General features: G+C 60.7%; 15 protein-coding genes. 2 read left to right on the forward strand and 13 right to left on the reverse strand.

Annotated features, from left to right (window positions below; translation table 11 throughout):
• Positions 1-8 precede the first annotated feature (8 nt).
• The gene (locus HGP16_RS01275; RefSeq protein ID WP_409526803.1) at positions 9-1,829 is read right to left on the reverse strand and encodes an ABC transporter transmembrane domain-containing protein; all 1,821 of its coding nucleotides are present in this window, start codon (positions 1,827-1,829) and stop codon (positions 9-11) included.
• A 175-nt stretch (positions 1,830-2,004) separates the two neighbouring features.
• On the opposite strand from HGP16_RS01275, the gene rpmE reads away from it, so the two are divergent.
• Complete coding sequence (rpmE, locus tag HGP16_RS01280) at positions 2,005-2,226, forward strand: 50S ribosomal protein L31 (protein ID WP_015341030.1); 222 nt, start codon at positions 2,005-2,007, stop codon at positions 2,224-2,226.
• 75 nt (positions 2,227-2,301) lie between these two features.
• Here rpmE and HGP16_RS01285 read toward each other — a convergent pair whose 3' ends face one another.
• The 4 genes from HGP16_RS01285 to HGP16_RS01300 all read right to left on the reverse strand — a co-directional run bounded on the left by HGP16_RS01285 (position 2,302) and on the right by HGP16_RS01300 (position 6,913).
• The gene (locus HGP16_RS01285) at positions 2,302-4,239 is read right to left on the reverse strand and encodes an elongation factor G (RefSeq protein ID WP_168838216.1); all 1,938 of its coding nucleotides are present in this window, start codon (positions 4,237-4,239) and stop codon (positions 2,302-2,304) included.
• A gap of 278 nt (positions 4,240-4,517) precedes the next feature.
• Positions 4,518-5,033, reverse strand: a complete 516-nt coding sequence (locus HGP16_RS01290) for a DUF1465 family protein (protein WP_168838217.1) — start codon at positions 5,031-5,033, stop codon at positions 4,518-4,520.
• Positions 5,034-5,418: 385 nt separating this feature from the next.
• Positions 5,419-5,610: a DUF1192 domain-containing protein gene (locus HGP16_RS01295; RefSeq protein ID WP_168838218.1), complete on the reverse strand. Its 192-nt coding sequence runs from the start codon at positions 5,608-5,610 to the stop codon at positions 5,419-5,421.
• Between the two features lie 28 nt (positions 5,611-5,638).
• Entirely contained in the window at positions 5,639-6,913 is a 1,275-nt protein-coding gene (locus tag HGP16_RS01300) for an MFS transporter (protein ID WP_168838219.1), read from the reverse strand.
• A gap of 226 nt (positions 6,914-7,139) precedes the next feature.
• On the opposite strand from HGP16_RS01300, the gene HGP16_RS01305 reads away from it, so the two are divergent.
• Positions 7,140-7,301, forward strand: coding sequence for a hypothetical protein (locus HGP16_RS01305; RefSeq protein ID WP_168838220.1), 162 nt, complete (start codon positions 7,140-7,142; stop codon positions 7,299-7,301).
• A 48-nt stretch (positions 7,302-7,349) separates the two neighbouring features.
• Here the strand turns inward: HGP16_RS01305 and HGP16_RS01310 are convergent, their stop codons facing one another.
• From HGP16_RS01310 to tkt, 8 genes are all read right to left on the reverse strand, one after another.
• Positions 7,350-8,267, reverse strand: coding sequence for a PhzF family phenazine biosynthesis protein (locus HGP16_RS01310; protein ID WP_168838221.1), 918 nt, complete (start codon positions 8,265-8,267; stop codon positions 7,350-7,352).
• 160 nt (positions 8,268-8,427) lie between these two features.
• Positions 8,428-9,612, reverse strand: a complete 1,185-nt coding sequence (locus HGP16_RS01315) for a serine hydrolase domain-containing protein (RefSeq protein ID WP_246705493.1) — start codon at positions 9,610-9,612, stop codon at positions 8,428-8,430.
• Positions 9,613-9,918: 306 nt separating this feature from the next.
• Complete coding sequence (locus tag HGP16_RS01320; RefSeq protein ID WP_168838223.1) at positions 9,919-10,944, reverse strand: class I fructose-bisphosphate aldolase; 1,026 nt, start codon at positions 10,942-10,944, stop codon at positions 9,919-9,921.
• Between the two features lie 213 nt (positions 10,945-11,157).
• The gene (locus HGP16_RS01325; protein ID WP_168838224.1) at positions 11,158-12,360 is read right to left on the reverse strand and encodes a phosphoglycerate kinase; all 1,203 of its coding nucleotides are present in this window, start codon (positions 12,358-12,360) and stop codon (positions 11,158-11,160) included.
• Between the two features lie 72 nt (positions 12,361-12,432).
• Positions 12,433-14,283, reverse strand: a complete 1,851-nt coding sequence (locus tag HGP16_RS01330) for a potassium/proton antiporter (protein WP_168838225.1) — start codon at positions 14,281-14,283, stop codon at positions 12,433-12,435.
• Between the two features lie 487 nt (positions 14,284-14,770).
• Positions 14,771-15,355 (reverse strand): putative glycolipid-binding domain-containing protein, encoded by a 585-nt coding sequence (locus tag HGP16_RS01335; protein ID WP_168838226.1) that lies wholly within the window; start codon positions 15,353-15,355, stop codon positions 14,771-14,773.
• 2 nt (positions 15,356-15,357) lie between these two features.
• Positions 15,358-16,368, reverse strand: coding sequence for a type I glyceraldehyde-3-phosphate dehydrogenase (gap, locus tag HGP16_RS01340; protein WP_168838227.1), 1,011 nt, complete (start codon positions 16,366-16,368; stop codon positions 15,358-15,360).
• Positions 16,369-16,432: 64 nt separating this feature from the next.
• Positions 16,433-18,415, reverse strand: a complete 1,983-nt coding sequence (tkt, locus tag HGP16_RS01345) for a transketolase (protein WP_168838228.1) — start codon at positions 18,413-18,415, stop codon at positions 16,433-16,435.
• Positions 18,416-18,550: the final 135 nt, after the last annotated feature.

Genomic DNA, 18,550 nt, shown 5'->3' on the forward strand with positions numbered 1-18,550 from the left:
TGCACATGCTATTTCGCGATAAGCATGTGTTCCTCTATGCCGGCATCGAACTGCAGGCGTGCAAGCTTCGCGTAGATGCCGCCGTGGCGGATCAGGCTTTGATGCGTGCCTTCCTCGACGATACGGCCCTGATCCAGCACCAGAATGCGGTCGGCCTTCAGCACGGTCGCCAGGCGATGGGCAATGACGAGAGTGGTGCGTGTTTCCATGAGGCCTTCCAGGGCTTTCTGCACCAGGGTTTCGCTTTCCGCATCGAGGGCGGACGTTGCCTCGTCGAGCAGCAGGATCGGCGCATTCTTCAGGATGGCGCGGGCAATGGCAACGCGCTGTCGCTGGCCGCCGGAGAGGGTTACGCCGCGCTCGCCGACTTGCGTGTCATATCCCTTTTCCAGGCGCGAGACGAATTCGTCCGCCTGTGCGGCGATGGCGGCGGCGCGCACTTCGTCGCGAGAGGCATCCGGGCGGCCGAAGGCGATGTTGTCGTGGATGGAAGCGGCGAAGATCGTAGTGTCTTGAGGCACGATGGCGACGCGCTCACGCAAGGCATCCGGCAGAACATCGCGAGCGTCGACGCCATCTATGGCGACTTGGCCCTTCTGCGGATCGTAGAAGCGCAGCAGCAGCGAGAAGATGGTGCTCTTCCCGGCGCCGGACGCCCCGACGATCGCGACCGTCTCGCCCGGCTTCACCGAGAAGGAGAGCCCATGCAGCGCCGATCGCCCGGGTCGTGATGGATAAGAGAAGTGGACATCGGAGAAATCCACGCGGCCCTGCGGCGGCTGCGGTAAGGGCAGGGGATTGGCCGGAGCGGCAATGGGCGAAACCTCGGCAAGCAGCTCGCCCAGGCGATCGGCAGCGCCCGCGGCCTGCGACAGCTCGCCCCAGACTTCCGACAGCGAACCGAGCGAGGAACCGGCGATGACGGAGTAAAGCAGGAACTGGCCGAGCGTGCCGGCCGACAGGGTGCCGGCAAGCACATTCTGCGCCCCGACCCAAAGAACGGCGACGATGCTGCCGAAGATCATGGCAATGGCGAAGCCCGTCAGCAGCGAGCGGGATTTGATCGCCGCACGCGCCGCCTGATAGGCATCCTCGACCGTATTGCCATAGCGCTGCGAGGCGGCGATTTCGCCGTTATAGGCTTGGATGGTGCGGTTGGCCGCGATGGTTTCATTGGCATAGGCCGATGCCTGCGCCAGCGTATCCTGCGCGGCACGCGAGCGCTTGCGCACGGAGCGGCCGAAGCTGACCAGCGGCAGCACGATGATCGGGATGGCGATCAGGACGATGCTCGAAAGCTTCGGGCTGGTGATGATCATCATGATCACGGCGCCCAGACAGAGGATGAGGTTGCGCAGCGCGACGGAGGCAGTAGCGCCGACCGCGGACTTGATCTGGGTCGTGTCGGCCGTCAGCCGCGAGACGATCTCGCCGGACTGGTTGACGTCGAAGAAGGAGGGCGACAGCCGCGTGACGTGGTCAAAGACCTCGCGGCGCATATCCGAGACGATGCGTTCGCCGATGGAGATGACGAAATAGTAGCGCAGCGCGCTCGCCGCGGCGAGCACCAGGGCCATGCCCATGATCGCGATGAAATAGCTGTCGATCAGTCCGCAGTCGGCCTCATCGAAACCGTGATCGATCATGCGGCGCACAGCGACCGGCAGAGCAAGCGAGGTGACGGCTGCAAGGACGAGCGAGACAAGCGCTCCGGCCACCATGCCGCGATATCGCCTGAGGTATGGCGTCAATCGTCCAAGGGGACGGATCGAACGGGTTTTCTTTTCCTCTGCCTGGCCAGTCTCTGACAAGTCGTCTCCTATCCCCATATCAGCAAAGGGACTTGACGTTTCGCCCCTTGTTATCGCCGCTGCCTTCATGTATAGGCACGCCATCTTAATTGGAAGCCGTGGCCTTTAACGGACTGCGGCTTCATTTATTCAATCGGTTCGGTTGCCGCAATGGCTTGCGACAAATGGACCCTGGCATGACAGGAAGATTGTTATGAAGGCCAACATTCATCCCGACTACCACACGATCAAGGTAGTCATGACCGACGGTACCGAATATGAAACCCGCTCGACCTGGGGTTCTGAAGGCGCTGTCATGAACCTCGAAATCGACTCCAAGTCCCATCCGGCTTGGACCGGCGGCAACCAGCAGCTGATGGACCGTGCCGGCCGTGTTTCGAAGTTCAACAAGCGCTTCGGTGGTCTCGGCATCTAATCGCATTGCGATTTGCCGCTTGAAAAGAGCCCGGTTTTGCCGGGCTTTTTTGTGTTGGGTATGTCGCCTCGGCGCTCATCGCACGCGCCGCAGGTAGTCGGCGCGATCGAACGGGTTGGCACCCGCGCGCTCCCGTAAGTGTGGCGGACCGGCCAGCGGGGCATAGTGGTCGAAGGCGTGATCCAAAGCGCCCGCTCCGCCCGACAATCCCGGCAACTGCCTTTGAATATTCTGGATCATCGCCGATGCCACCGTGCCTTCCAGCCGGGCCAGTCCCTCGTCGATCAGCGATTTTCTCATCGATGCGCCGGATTTTGCCAGCAGGCTGTGCATGCCGGCGAGTGCCATTGCCGGTATCTCGATATGAAAATGCTCGATAGGCTGGCACAGGACCGTGCGCGCGGACGAAAGCGCCGATGCCAGCACCAGCGGCGTCAGCTTGCGAAAATCCACAGCGGTCGTGGCTGGCGAGCTTTGGCGCGCCGATGTCATGGCGACGTGGCAATCGATGACCTGCCAACCGAAAAGACCTTCCTTCAGTGTTTCGAAAGTGGCCTCCTCGACCGCTCGATAGAAGCTTGCGGGCATCTGGCCGACGTCCACTTCCAGAGCAAAGCTGTTGCCGGCGCCTTCCGGCCGCGGCTCGACGCGCAATCCGACCGTTGCGAGAAACGGATTGGGCTCCTTGAATATCAGCTCAATTGCGCTTCCGGTTCCGACCAGCCTCTCGGCATAGATGACGGTGCTTTCTTCGAAGACGATATCCAGGCCGAACTCGCTCGACAGCGTTGCCTGGATGACTTCCTTCTGCACCTCGCCGTAAAGCGAGACGTATATGTCGCCGGTTTCTTCATTGGCGCGCAGGTTGATGAGCGGATCCTGCTCTGCGAGCTGGCCAAGAGCCAGCCACAGTGCCGCGTTTTCGGAGGGCCGCATCGGACGGATGTGGGTTTCCAGAGTGGGGGGCGCAAAATGACGAAGAGTGCCGGGTGACGTCTCGGTGCCGACCCAATCGCCGATGCGGGCATTCGCGAGCCCGCCGACCTTGGCGATCTGTCCCGCGCTGACCTGCGTGACCTTGTCCGCTCGGCCGTCCCGGAAAAGCTGAAGGCTGCTGATCTTTGCCAAGCCGTTCGGGAGTTCGAGATCGTCACGAAGTCCGATCGTGCCTGACGCCAGATAGAGATAGGCGAGCTTCTCCCCGCCCCATCCTCGCTCGATCTTGAAGATTTTCCCGGAGACCGGACCATCAGGATTCGGGAGGCGGCTGGGAAGCAGGGTCTCGATCGCCGAGATCAGGGTAGGGATACCGAGGCCCCTTGTGGCCGCACCGGCAAATGCCGGGTGAATGAGAGCTCTCGCCACCTGATCGACAAGGAGGGGCTCCAGTCTTTGTCGCGTCAGACGCTCCGGATGAAGCACATAATCGGCCAGCAGGGCCTCATCGTTGACCGTAAGCACCTCGCATAGGCGCGAGAAATGAGGATCGGCTCCGATATCGGCTGCTTCCACAGCGGCGAGCCTGCTGCCGGCATCGCGCACGGTCGACATCGCAACCGGGCGGACCGCCAGCTGGGTCGCAATATCATCGAGAACGTCATCATAACGCGCGCCGAGGCGATCGACCTTGTTGATGAAGAACACGAAGGGGATGCCGAGGCGCCGCAAGGCCCGGACAAGTACACGGGTCTGCGGCTGCACGCCCTCGACTGCCGAAACGACGACGACGGCCGCATCGAGCAATTGCAGGACCCGTTCTATCTCGGCGATGAAGTCCGGGTGGCCTGGCGTGTCGACGAGGTTCACCGCCACATCGCCAATGGTAAAGGAAGCCACCGCCGCAGCGATGGTGATGCCGCGCTGTCTTTCGAGTTCGAGACTATCGGTCTGCGTATTGCCGGCGTCGACGCTGCCGAGCCTGTCGATAACACCGGTGTCGAAAAGGAGTCGTTCCGTTAGGCTAGTCTTGCCCGCGTCTACATGGGCGAGAATGCCCAGATTCAATGTGCGCATGGTCCATCATCTTCTCAGAATTTCGGATTTGATTTTCGTGAGAAGTGAGTCGGCGCATTGGGTCCTCCACGCACATTCGATATCGGCTTGCCCATCCCTTGAGAGAGGCGGGGTACTCTTTTTTACAGATGTTTCGCGCAAACCGTCAAGCTTGGCCCGGTTTCTACTCTGAGCTTAACTTCGCGTGTCGCTTTTCCAAGTGCGGGATGGCTGTCCAAAAGAAAACCGGCCGCGCCAGGCGCGACCGGTTCAAATTCATAGCAGATGATTAGAACGGCTCAGTTGCTGCCAAAGGCTGTCTGCAACAGGGTCAGCTGTGCCTTGACGCTATTCTGGTTGTCGGGAACGATGGCGGCCTCGGTCGGACGATAGATTTCGCGATCGAGAATGGCGACGCGATTCTGCAGGCGCAACGAGCGCTCGACCAGATCTCGGAACGCTTCCGGCAGATCGTTCCAGCCCGGCGCGCTGCGATCGACGTTGAAGCCGTCGAGACGAACCTTGTTCTTTTCGGCCAGCACCTGGTCACGCGACATTTCGCCATTGTTGACGGCGCGCTGCAAAAGCAGCCAGGACGCCATCTGCATGAGGCGGGTCGTCAGCCGCATGGATTCGGCGGCGTAGAGCACGGAAGCCATGCGCGGCAGAACCTTGGAGGCAGCGCGGCCCTGGCCGTCGAGATAGCCCGCGGTTTCCTCGACCAGCGACATGCCTTCAGAATACAGTGCCCTGAACTGCGCCGAAGACGCGGCATGGCCAGCAAAGCTGATCGTGTTCAACCCAAGTTCCGACATTGAATAAATCCCTGCTTCACGCAACACTTTTGTTCAGGAAAAGCCGGTCAAGTCCCTAAGAGCTTTCGGCATCCGCTTTTATGACTTTAGGATGCTGGTTTTAACTGAAATCCGCAAGGCGATTCTTAAGAAAGGGTTAATCTCCACAGTTTCGATGGAGGTGGTGTCACAGGATGAAAAAAGAAGAGCCGCAAAAGCGGCTCTCAAGGTAAAACAGGGAGAAAAATCAGACCAATTCGCCAAGTGGAGGAACTGTCTGAGTCCAGAGCGAATCTGGATAATTATAGTAATATGTCGTAAAGCTTAATATTCGGTTGAGCATGCCTTGATCGCGAGCTGCGCCGCACGGATCTCGTGCCGCCGCCAAGCGCCTTGGAGCAGTGCTTCAGAAACGGAAGAGGCTCTCCGCCGCCTTGCGTCCGGATGCCTTGGTTTCCATTTCCTCTTGCAGCCGGGCGATCTCGCCCTGGAGCAATGCGATGCGGTTTTTCAGCTCGTCCACGGATAGCAGCGACAGATCGCTGCCTATTTCATGGGCTGACGGCTGCTGCGGACGATCATCGTCGAATAAGCTCATTTCGGCTCCTCCTTTCCCTTTTGGGGGATCAGGTGCCGTAATTTACAGTTATATCGTCCTTTTTTGAAGTCTCACTCCGCGCGAGCGCCATACTCTCCGGCGTGATCATCTGCGCATTGGCTGAAGGCATGGTCGTATAGGCGTCGCGATCGCCCGCCGGCTTGGCGGCTCGCATGCGGCTGCGGAAGATCGAATAGGCCGTGATCAGCACATGAGCGATGGCCGTCACGAAGAACAGCGAGTAGGGGCCGATAGAGGACATGACCGGTCCGCCGAGCGTCGGGCCGATGATGGTGCCGATGCCATAGAGCAGCAGCAGGCCGCCGGAAACCTTGACGAAATCTTCCGATGCGGCGAAGTCATTGGCATGGGCAACCGCGATCGGATAGAGGGTGTTGGCGACCGCGCCATAGATCACCACCATGCCGATAAGGAAGGCGGGATTGCCGGGCTTCACCAGGAAGAGCAGCAGGCCGTCGAGCGCTGCAACGGCGGCCATGCCCGCCAGCACATAGCGGCGGTCGATGCGATCGGAAAGGCGGCCTGCCGGCAGCTGCATGACGGCACCCGCAAAGATCGTCAAGCTCATCATCAGCGCGATATCACTTTGGGAAAGGCCGGCATTGGCGCCGAAGACGGCGCCGAGCGTGCCGTAGGCGCCGTTGGCTATGCCGACGAGCAGGATGCCGATCGAGGCGACCGGCGAATTGCGGTAGAGCGCCTTCAGGTCGAGGCTGACGGCCTTGAGCGGCTGCGGGGAGGCGGCGGTCGATAGCGTGGTTGGCAGCATGGCGACGCAATAGCAGATGCCGCACATCATGAAGAGGATGGGCGTGTGGATGTCGGCAAAGGGAACCATCATCTGGCCGGCAACCGCGCCGATGAGGGTGATGCCGATATAGAGCGAAAAGATTGCGCCGCGGCTCTCATTGGTGGCGCGCTCGTTGAGCCAGCTCTCGATGATCATCGAGGTGCCGGCGGTGCAGAAGCCGGTGACGGCGCGCAGCGCCACCCACCAGATCGGGTCGACGACGATGCCGGTCAAAAGCGCGATGATGGCGATGACGGAAATGAAGCCTGAAAAGGCGCGGACATGGCCGATGCGCCTCACCAGCTTCGGCGCAGTCAGGCAGCCGAGCACGAAGCCGGTGGCCCATGTGGTGCCGAGCAGGCCGAGCGTCGTCGTCGCATAGCCTTCGGCCGTGCCGCGTACGGGCAGCAGCAAGCTATGCAGGCCGTTTCCCGTAAAGAGGAAGAGCGTGCCGAACAGCAGAGCGAGTACGGGCAAAATATTTCTTTTCATGCTCCCCACCTTCATGCGGCTCCGCTTAAGGAACCGATAAGACAGGATCCCGCCCTGCCTGTTTTCACTATTGATTGTGTCCCGGATTGCCGCTATCGGCCTGTAGAAACAGTCTGTTGGCGCGGAAAGATGTCCGTCCTGTGGCGATTACAGCATGAACGCGAAAGCTATGCAGCGGTTTTTGGTCGCGGCGGCTCTCACTCTTGCGAAAATGGGGAAAAAGAGCGTGACAAAAGCCATCGCGGTGCTGCTTCTGCTCGCTATGGCGGTGCACATCATCAAGCCCCTGGGATTGCCGGGACTGAAGCGCCGTGCCGATTTCTGGAAGATCGCGATTTTCGCCTTTGCCATCTGGACGGTGGCGCTGGTCATCAACGAGGCGTTTTAGGGCGTTGTGGGGCTGGGTTCAGGCTTTTAGAAGCTCGCTTGAGGTTGCCTAAAGCCGGATTTCGCCGCGCATGACATGGATGCTGCTGCCCGACAGCAAGACTTCATTTACCGTGCCGGCGGTTTTCTTGACCTCGATGCCGATGACGCTGCGTCTTCCCATCTCCACGCCCTGCTCGATGGTGATTTTCACCTCCGCATCCGGTGCCGGCAGCAGGGAGGTCAGATAAGCGCCGAGGGCCGCGGAAGCGCTGCCGGTCGCCGGGTCTTCCGTGACGTTGTCCAGGGGCGCGAACATGCGGGCGCGGATATGCCACGGATTGTCGGCCGAGCGCACGTAGAGAAAGAGCGAAAAGCCAGTCTCGTCTTCCTTGTGGCGCGTAGCCGCTTCGGCAAAAACAGCCGCATTCGGCCATGCCTTTCCGAGCGTTTCGAGGCTATCCAGCTCCGCCAAGGCAAAGGGCAAGCCGACCGAGGCGAAGGTCGGGGCATGCGTGGCTTTGCGGATCGATTGCGGGTCGATCTGCACGCAACGCGCAATCAATTCGTCGGCAATGGTTTCGCCGATCGTCAGGCTCGCCGGAGCACGTATGCTAGCGCCGGTGACGGCGCCATCAGTGCGCAGCAGCGTTACCTCCACCAGCCCGGCATCCTCCTCGAAGGTCAACCCGTCGCCTGCGGGCTTTCCGAAGATTTCCCGCTGTTGCCCGAGAACGAAAGCGGTGCCGACATTGGGATGGCCGGCAAAGGGGATTTCGGCCGTCGGCGTGAAGATGCGGACGCGGGCGGTATGATCGGGATTTTCCGGCGGCAGCACGAAGGTGGTTTCTGAATAACAAAACTCGGCTGCGATCTTCTGCATGGCGTCGCCGCCAAGGCCGCGGGCATCCGGGATCACGGCCAGCGGATTGCCGACAAAGCGCTCCGATGTGAAGACGTCGACAGTGACATAGGCGACGGTGTTCATGGCGGCCTCCAGAGCTTCGGTAGATCTGCAAGGATTTAGCCGTTGCTCTGCCGAACCTGGAAGCGAGAACTTGTGCCAGTGACAAGTTCGCCAGGGGCCTCTTCAAGAGAAGAGCCCTTTACCCCGACGTTCCAAGCTTGTGGCACGCATCGGGATTGCTTCAATTGTTCTGGAACTGCTTGAGCACGCTGGACCAGAGCTCGACCAACTCGGCACTGCCTATATCGCCGGGCTTGGCACGTACGGCAGTGTGGACCAGGACCAGATGGGTCGTCGGATCGACGAGGATACGCTGGCCGGCTCGACCGTCCAGAAAGAACGTTCGCCGGGGGCCGGGCATCAGCCAGGTTTGATAGCCGTAGCCCCAGGGGTTCGTCTCATGATTGACTGCGAGGAACGAGCCTTGCTTAACCGGCTGCGTCGCATCGAGCAGCCATTGGCGCGGTATGATCTGCCGGCCGTTCAAGGCACCGTCATGGGCGAGCAGCATGCCGAAGCGGGCGTAGTCGCGAAGTGTCGCGCTAAAGCAGCAATAGCCGACCTCCTTGCCCGTGCTGTCGACCTGCCAATTCGCGCTGGCTTCCGCGCCCATCGGCTGCCACATCCGGGATTGGAGATAGTCCGACATCGTCATGTGGGTAGCGTGGGTCAGGACCAGGCTCAGCCCTTCGGTGTCGAGATTGCTGTAGTGCCAGACCGTGTCGGGAGCGGCGACCCGCTTGTCAAATCGCGACACGGCGGTAATCGGGTCGAGTTTTTCCGGGCCGAGCAATGAATTGCTGAGCCGAATGTTGTCGTCGGGATTGCCGAAGTTCTCGGTGAAGGCAATGCCGGAGGCCATATGCAGCAATGCGCGGATCGGCGTGCTGCCCATCTCGGTGCCTTTCAGCTCCGGCACATAGGTCTCTACGGTATCGTCGATCGAATGAATGGAGCCTTCGGAAATCGCAATGCCGATCATCATGCCGGTCAAGGTTTTCGCCAGGGATTGCGAGACAAGGCGGTCGCGATCGGTGCGGCCGTATTGGTAATGTTCGAACAGGATCGTGTCGTTGTGGGCAATCAGCAAGCCCGTTGTGGGATTGGTGTCGAGATATTTCGACAAGGAGGAAGTTTCCGTGCCGAACGTGAACTTGACCGAAACCTCGGATGGGGCGCGTAAGAACGGTAACGGATGCTCGGCGGCGGCAATCGTGTGTGTTGGCGCAAGCTGGTCGGCATGGCTGAAGTTGCCGATCATGTTCCGTTGTTCGCTAAGCGGCAGACCGATGGGATAACCGAGCTTCTCACCGTAAGCCTCTGCGTCCGGTCCGGTCGGGGAAAAGACGGGAACAGCCGTCTGCAACTGTTGGGCGTGAGCAATATCTATTTGAATAACGAAGATTACAGCAAGAACAGCAACAAAACCGCGCCAGGGAAGCATACGACAACCTTTCTATTGAGCCCTCTATTATAAGTGGGACAAGCTTGTGCCGTGCTTCCATAATATGCGTTTGACATGATTATTTTCCGATGTCGAAGCAACTCCATTTTCTTATTGCAGAAGATATGTTTTGCCCAGCGTCAAATATCCGACTGATATTGCCCGAAACTAAAAAAGCCCCGGTCGCATCGCGACCGAGGCTCTGTTCATTCGAACAGCTGCGTCAGATCAAGCAGCCTGTTCGCGGTCCTTCGTCCAGCTGCCCTTGGCGGCGAGATAGTTCATCTCGGCGCGGTGACTGAAGGCGCGTTGGCCGGCGGCGACATTTTCCGGCTTGCCGCCCCAGGCCTTCAGCGCGGCGTCCTGCAGGGCGCGGCCATAGGAGAAGGTTACTTTCCAGGGCAGATCGTAGCCGGAGTTGATGGCGGAGAGATGCGCGGTCGCCTCTTCGGTCGACTGGCCGCCGGAGAGGAAGGCGATGCCCGGCACGGCGGACGGAACGGTTTCCTTCAGAACCTTGACGGTGCGCTCGGCAACCTGTTCGACGGAGGCTTTGCGGACCTTCTTGCCGTCGATGACCATGCTCGGCTTGAGGATCATGCCTTCAAGCTTGACGCGGGCTTCCGCGAGCTCCTGGAAGACGATCTGCAGCGTCCAGCGAGTGACTTCCTCGCTGCGGTCGAGGCTCTGCGTGCCGGGCTCGCCATCCATCAGCACTTCCGGCTCGACGATCGGGACGATCTTCGCCTGCTGGCAAAGGGCGGCGTAGCGGGCGAGTGCGTGGGCGTTGGCCTTGACGGCGCCATAGGTCGGCAGCGTGTCGGAAATGGCGATTACGCCGCGCCACTTGGCGAAGCGGGCGCCGGCTTCATAATATTTCGCCAGGCGATCGGCGAGGCCGTCGAGACCCTCGGTATTGGTTTCGCCGGGGAAACCGGCCAGCGGCTTGGCGCCGACATCGACCTTGATGCCGGGGATGCTGTCTGCAGCCTTGATGATATCGACGAAGGGGGTGCCGTCCGCGGCCTTCTGGAAGAGGGTTTCCTCATAGAGGATGACGCCGGAGATGTACTTCCTCATGGCGTCGTCGGAGCGGAAGAGCATCTCGCGATAGTCGCGGCGGCTCTCTTCTGTGGAAACGAGAGAGATGGTGTCGAAGCGCTTCTTGTTCGTGGCAGTGGATTCATCCGCCGCCAGGAGGCCCTTGCCACCAGCAACCATCTTTACGGCAATGTCTTCAATTCGTTCGCTCATTTTGTTTCTCCAAGGCGATTTCAGTCGGCAACAGGATCAATATAGATCGGCGATAACAGAAGTGTAGAAGGAGGGAAATGGCTGGCTAACTAATTGAAACGATTGAAATGATTTCAACCGTTTGAATGTTTTGGATGTCATCCTAGCACTCATGGAAAAGCCGCGAAAGTCTTGGCTTTCGCGGCTTCCGTCAATCATGGCGCAGAGGCTCGTTTACTTGGCAGACTGCAGAACGGCGACGCCGGGAAGAACCTTGCCTTCCATCCATTCGAGGAAGGCGCCACCGGCCGTCGAGACATAGGTGAAGTCGTCGGCAACGCCGGCGTGATTGAGCGCCGAAACCGTGTCACCGCCGCCGGCGACCGAGGTCAGCTTGCCGGCCTTGGTGCACTCGGCGGCATATTTGGCGACCGCGACGGTGGCGGCATCGAAGGGAGCGATTTCGAAGGCGCCGAGAGGTCCGTTCCAGACCAGCGTCGTGGCGCGGCCGATCCAGCTGTTGACGGCTTCAACAGACTTCGGGCCGACATCGAGCACCATGGCATCGGCCGGGATGGCGTCGATCGCCACGACCTCGTTATCGGCGCCGGCTTTGAATTCACGCGCGATGACGCCGTCTTCCGGCAAGACGATCGCGCAGCCGGCCGTGGCCGCTTCGATCATGATCTGCTTGGCGGTGTCGGCGAGATCGTGTTCGCAGAGCGATTTGCCGACATTGGTGCCGCGCGCGGCGAGGAAAGTGTTGGCCATGCCGCCGCCGATGACAAGCGCATCGACCTTCTTCACGAGGTTCATCAGCAGGTCGATCTTGGTGGAGACCTTGGCACCGCCGACGATGGCGACAACCGGGCGGACCGGATTGCCAAGACCCTTCTCCAGGGCTTCGAGCTCCACCTGCATCGTGCGGCCCGCATAGGCAGGCAGCAAGTGGGCGAGGCCTTCGGTCGAAGAGTGGGCGCGGTGGGCAGCCGAAAAGGCGTCATTGACATAGATATCGCCATTGACGGCGAGCGCATTGGTGAAGGCTGCGTCGTTCTTCTCCTCTTCCTTGTGGAAGCGGGTGTTTTCCAGCAGCAGGATGTCGCCGTTGTTCATCTTGGCAACCGCGTCGGCTGCCGGAGTACCGATGCAGTCCGAGGCGAAAAGAACGGCATGGTCCAGAACCTCTTCGACGGCGGGCACGATCAGACCGAGCGAAAGGTCCGGGGAAGGGCCATCCTTCGGGCGGCCGAAATGGGCAAGCAGAATGACCTTGGCACCCTTTTCGGACAGCTCGAGAATCGTCGGGACGACACGTTCGATGCGCGTCGCATCGGTGACCTTGCCATCCTTGACCGGCACGTTGAGGTCGACGCGCACGAGTACGCGCTTGCCGGTGATGTCGGTGAGATCGTCGAGAGTTTTGAAGGCTGCCATGGGAGGATCCAATGTTGTTGGTGGCGAAAAGTGCGCCGACCATACTACGGATGATCGGAGACGCAAGGCCATTCAGGCGTCGTTTTTTCCGGCATTTGAATCGTTTGAAACGCCGTCTTCCGGGCGTTCCCTGCGCTTTTGCAGATGAGCGCGAATGCTCTTAAAAATATCGTGGAGATTGATGAAGATCGGAAGGATGACGGGCGGCTCCACCGCTTCGAGCGACATGCCGACCGATTGGATGTGATCGTTCTCGTCGAGGTCGCGAACGATGAGGATGATCTCGCCCAGGCGAACGCGATCCGCATAATCGGCCTTGCCACCCAGGCGATGGCGCATAAGTTCGGCGATGGTGAGCCCTTTTTCCTGTTCGCTCAGAAGGCCTGGCCCATAGGCCGCATCGAGATCGGCGGCGGGGCGCAGCGGCGAGATCGAGAAGGCGCCGAAGAATTCGGCATCATCGGGATCGACCGGGGCGCGGCTGGCGAAAAGCCGGTCGAGAAGCCGGGAGTAGTTGGGCGAGATGAAGAGATAGACGATATCGTTTTCGCGCAGGCGGCCGGCATATTGATAACGCATGGATTTGCCGTCGCGCACGACGAGCGAGGGCATGGCCCAGCGCGGTATGCGCTCGCCGCGCAGAACCGGACTATCCTTGACAACACGATAGGACAGAAGTTCGTGGTTGACCGTGCCGGGCAGGTCGACTTCGACCTTGTCGATCGCTCCCATGCGCGGGGGAACGATGAGGCCGAGGCGGCGCGCCATCGGCTTGATGGTCCAGCCCTGGACGAGCAGCGACACCAGCACGACGATGAAGGCGACGTTGAAATAGGTCTGGCCGGCCTGCAGGTTGCCGAGGATGGGCATGATCGCCAGAAGGATGGAGACTGCGCCGCGTAAGCCCACCCAGGCGACGAAGCCGGTCTCGCGCTGGGTGTAATCGAAAGGCAGCAGGCAGAGCCACACGGCGATCGGTCGGGCAATGAAGATCAGGAAAAGAGCCAATGCCACGGCGGGAATGGCAATGGCCGGGAATTGCGACGGCGTGGCGAGCAGGCCGAGGACGAGGAACATGACGATCTGCGCCAGCCAGGTCATGCCGTCCTGGAAGCGCTTGATCGAGGCGGAGGCCGGCATCTTGCGATTTCCGGCATAGATGCCGGCAACATAGACCGCGAGGAAACCGCTGCCGCCGACGGCGCCGGTGAACGAGAAAACGAGAAGCGCCAGCGCCAGCACGAAGATCGGTGTCAGGCCCCGGTCGGTCTCCAGCCGGCTGACGATGAGGACGATCATCATGCCGCCGAGCAGACCAAGAATGACGCCAAGCCCCATCTGCTGGACGAAGGTAGCGAGCATGGCGAGGTTGATGCCGGCATAGCCTTCGCCGCTTGCCAGCAGCTCGACCAAGGCGAGCGTCAGGAAGATCGCCATCGGGTCGTTGGTGCCGGATTCGACTTCCAGCGTCGAGCGCACCTTGTCGCGGATATTGATGCCGCCGATGCGCAGCAGGAAGAAGACGGCGGCCGCATCCGTCGAGGCGACGATCGAGCCGAGCAGCAGGCCCTGCAGCCAGGTGAAGCCGAGCAGCCAGGTGGAAGCGAGACCGAAGAGCGACGCCGTGACGATGACGCCGACCGAGGCAATGGTCAACGCCGGTGCCGCGGCAAGCTTGAAGGCCTGGATCGGCGTGCCGTAGCCCGAATCGAAGAGGATGATGGCAAGAGCCAACGAGCCTAAGATATAGGCGAGATAATTGTTAGAGAATTCGATGCCGAGCCCGTCGGTGCCGGCGGCAAGCCCGATCATGAGGAACAGCAGCAGCAAGGGTGCGCCGAAACGGAAAGCAATAAGGCTGGAGAAAGCCGCAATGAGAATGAGGACCGTGCTGACCAGCACGATGACGTAAAATGCCTCCACCTTTTTCTTCCCCTTTTCCGCGCGCCGCTGTCAGGGCCTAAAGCCCGGAATACGGAAATCCCTTCGTCGTCCCATCATGCAGTCTTGCCGGCCATATTGGCAAATATGGCCTCGTTCAGAGGAGAGCCTTATAAGTGAAGCTTCGCTCCGACGATTGCGACGTCATGGTGTGATGCGCTTTTGCCAGAACGGCGAAGCGGCTTGGAATGCCCTGGGAAACTTTCCGACTCAAAATTTATTGGTAAATCTGGACCATAGCAGGGCAGAGGGAGCAAAGATTGGGGCGTTTTTAGGGGCAATTGCGATTGGGCTACTGAAACCCCGGAATGCATTTCGAAATCTACAATAAATCACCTTACCGCCCGAAACGGTTAAATTGATGAATAGCGAATGACGTGCTCATGATGCCTTGGGCCACACCGAAAGGCTTGTGCGTGGACTTCAACGGCGCCCATGCCGATGTCGAGCTCGATGCCGATACGGCCGCTCAAACATCCGCGCGCGTGAAATAGATCGGATAGTCGATCACCAACCCATCCTCGTCGACCGGGAGATCGACGGTGAAATCCCTATCTTCGGCGGCGTAGCGATAGAGTTTCTCCGGCACGATGCAGGTATAGTGCTGACCGTCGCGCACCGGCTCGAACGTGTCGAATGGGATATAGAGCATGGAGAGCTTGGCGGTTCCGCTTTCCGGCGTCATCTCCAGCCGGCGGATCGGCAGGCTGTTGGTGAAGGGCGAGCCGTAGAGATCGATATCGACGCAGCCATCGAATTGCGGCAGAGCCGCGCCGTCCTCGGTGCGCCAATGTCCCTTGCCGTCGGATATCAGGGCGAGACGGCGCCCATCGGTGGTTTCGACGGAGAAGGAAAGAACGGCCCAATCGGCGGAACAGTCGATGCGGTAGGAGACGCCGTAGGGTGTGCCGCCACGGCCACCAATAATAATGCCGGCGGCGCGGATGGCCGCGACGCCGGCATTGTCGATAGGAACGATCGTGAGATGCTCCAGCCCGTCTCCTTCCATGGGACGCCAGCGGACCGTCGTCGGAAGGAGCGGGCGGAAGGCCATGATCAGATCAGCTTGGCAAGCGCGACGGCCGTGTCGGACATGCGGCTGGAGAAGCCCCATTCGTTGTCGTACCACGACAGGACGCGCACGAAGCTGCCTTCCATGACCTTGGTCTGGTCGGTCGCGAAGATCGACGAGTGGCTGTCATGGTTGAAGTCGCGGGAAACCAGCGGCTCGTCGGTGTAGCCGAGGATGCCCTTCAGCTTGCCGTTCGCTGCAGCCTTGATGGCTTCGTTGATTTCGCCGACCGTCGTTGCCTTCTTGGCCACGAACTTGAAGTCGACAACCGAGACGTTCGGGGTCGGAACGCGGATCGACGTGCCGTCGAGCTTGCCCTTCAGGTGCGGCAGAACGAGACCAACGGCTTTTGCGGCGCCCGTCGACGTCGGGATCATGGACAGGGCTGCGGCGCGGGCGCGGTACAGGTCCTTGTGCATGGTGTCGAGCGTCGGCTGGTCGCCGGTGTAGGAGTGGATTGTTGTCATGAAGCCGTGGTCGATACCGACGGCGTCGTCGAGAACCTTCACAACTGGCACCAGGCAGTTCGTGGTGCAGGAAGCGTTGGAGATGACCAGGTGCTCCTTGGTGAGCTGGTCGTGGTTGACGCCGAAAACGACGGTCAGGTCGGCGCCGTCGGCAGGAGCCGAAACGATGACGCGCTTGGCACCGGCCGTCAGGTGGGCGGCGGCCTTGTCGCGGGCGGTGAAGATGCCCGTGCATTCCATCGCGATGTCGACGCCGAGATCGCGGTGCGGCAGGGTTGCCGGGTCCTTGATCGCCGTGACCTTGATCGGCTTGCCGCCGCCAACGATGATCGTGTCGCCTTCGACCTTCACTTCGGCGGGGAACTTGCCGTGGATGGAATCGTAACGCAGCAGGTGAGCATTGGTCTCGACCGGGCCGAGGTCGTTGATGGCAACGACTTCGATATCGGTGCGGCCGGATTCGACGATTGCACGCAGAACGTTACGGCCGATGCGGCCAAAGCCGTTGATAGCAACTTTTACAGTCATTGAAATTCACTCCCGTTCACTCAGGGTGTTTATCTATTGGATTTGAGAGCGCTTGTCAGCGCCCTCAGGAAAGCTTTGCCTCGGCGGCAGCAACAACGGCCTCCGTCGTGATGCCGAAGTGCTTGTAGACGTCCTTGTACGGAGCCGAAGCGCCGAAGCTCTTCATGCCGATGAAGGCGCCTTCCGGGCCGATGAAGGCATCCCAGCCCTCGCGAACGCCGGCTTCGACAGCGACCTTGACCGGCGAATTGCCGATGACATCCTTGCGGTAGGCGTCCGGCTGCTCGAAGAAGAGTTCGGTGCAGGGGACGGAAACGACGCGCGTGGAGACGCCCTTGCCTTCCAGAACGGCGCGAGCGGCGACGGCGAGTTCGACTTCGGAACCCGAAGCGAAGATCGTTACCTTGGCGTCGGCATTGCCTGCCAGCGTGTAGGCGCCGAGTTCGCAGAGGTTCTTCTCGCTATATTCCGTGCGAGCGGCCAGCAGGTTCTGACGGGTCAGCGCGAGGCCGGACGGACGGTTGGTGGTCTTGATGGCGATCTGCCAGCATTCGGCCGTTTCCGTGGCGTCCGCCGGGCGGAACAGCTGGAAGTTCGGGATGGCGCGCAGGCTGGCGACCTGCTCGACCGGCTGGTGGGTCGGGCCGTCTTCGCCGACGCCGATGGAATCATGCGTCAGGACGTGGATGGCGCGGATGCCCATCAGGGCTGCGAGGCGGAGGGGCGGGCGGCAATAATCCGAGAAGATCAAAAAGCCGCCGCTGTAGGGGATGAGACCGCCATGCAGGGAGATACCGTTCATCGCGGCGGCCATGCCGTGCTCGCGGATACCCCAGTGCATGTAGCGGCCGGAGAAATCGGTCGGGGTAATCGACTTCATCTGGCTGGTCTTGGTGTTGTTCGACGGCGTCAGGTCGGCGGAACCGCCAAGCGTTTCCGGAATGAAGCCGTTGATGATTTCGAGAGCGTCTTCCGAGGCCTTGCGGGTCGCAAGTGTCGGCTTGGTTTCGGCAAGCTTCTTCTTGTAGTCGCTGATGGCGGTATCGAAGCCGGCGGGCAGCTCATGGGCGAAGCGGCGGTTGAATTCGGCTTTCCTGGCCGCATCGGCGGCGGCAAGGCGGCCTTCCCAGGCTTCGCGGGTGCCGATGGAGCGCTCGCCGGCGGCGCGCCATTCACCGAGGATGTCGTTCGGGATGACGAAGGGCTCGTAGGGCCAGTCCAGTGCGACGCGGGTGGCGGCGATTTCCTCGGCGCCGAGCGGCGAGCCGTGAACCTTGTGGGTGCCCTGCTTGTTCGGAGCGCCGAAGCCGATGATCGTCTTGCAGGCGATGAACGTCGGGCGGTCGGACTTGTGAGCCGCTTCGATGGCGGCGCTGATGGCGGCCTGGTCGTGACCGTCGATTTCGATCGTATTCCAGTGAACGGCCTTGAAGCGGGCGACCTGGTCGGTCGAATCCGAAAGCGATACGGCGCCGTCGATGGTGATGGAGTTATTGTCCCAGAAGAGGATCAGCTTGTTGAGCTTGAGGTGGCCGGCAAGCGCGATCGCCTCATGGCTGATGCCTTCCATCAGGCAGCCGTCGCCGCACATGGCATAGGTGTAGTGATCCTGCAGGTCGGCGCCGAATTCCTCGCGCAGCTTGCGTTCGGCGATCGCCATGCCGACGGCATTGGCAATGCCCTGGCCGAGCGGGCCGGTCGTGGTTTCGATGCCGGTGGCGTGACCATATTCCGGGTGGCCGGCGGTCTTGGAACCGAGCTGGCGGAAGCGCTGCAGCTCATCGATCGTCATGTCCGGATAGCCGGTGAGGTAAAGAACCGAATAAAGCAGCATCGAGCCGTGGCCGGCCGACAGGACGAAACGGTCGCGGTCCGGCCAACGGGGGTTCTTCGGGTCGAAGCGCAGATATTTGCCAAAGAGAACGGTGGCGACATCAGCCATCCCCATCGGCAAACCGGGGTGACCGGAATTGGCCTTCTCGACAGCATCCATGGCAAGGAAACGGATCGCATTCGCCATCCGGTCGTGTTGTTCGCGAGAGTTCATGGGTTTTTCCGCAGTGTTCCGGGTTCGGGGGATGGCCGCACGCCGGGGAGGGAGGGCCATCGGTTGAAAGGCAGCTGAAGGGGCGACGCTCTTCCGAACGTCATTTCCAACGTCGCCTCAGGCGGCTGAGACATA

The organism is Rhizobium sp. P40RR-XXII, assembly GCF_012641405.1.
GTDB lineage: Bacteria > Pseudomonadota > Alphaproteobacteria > Rhizobiales > Rhizobiaceae > Rhizobium.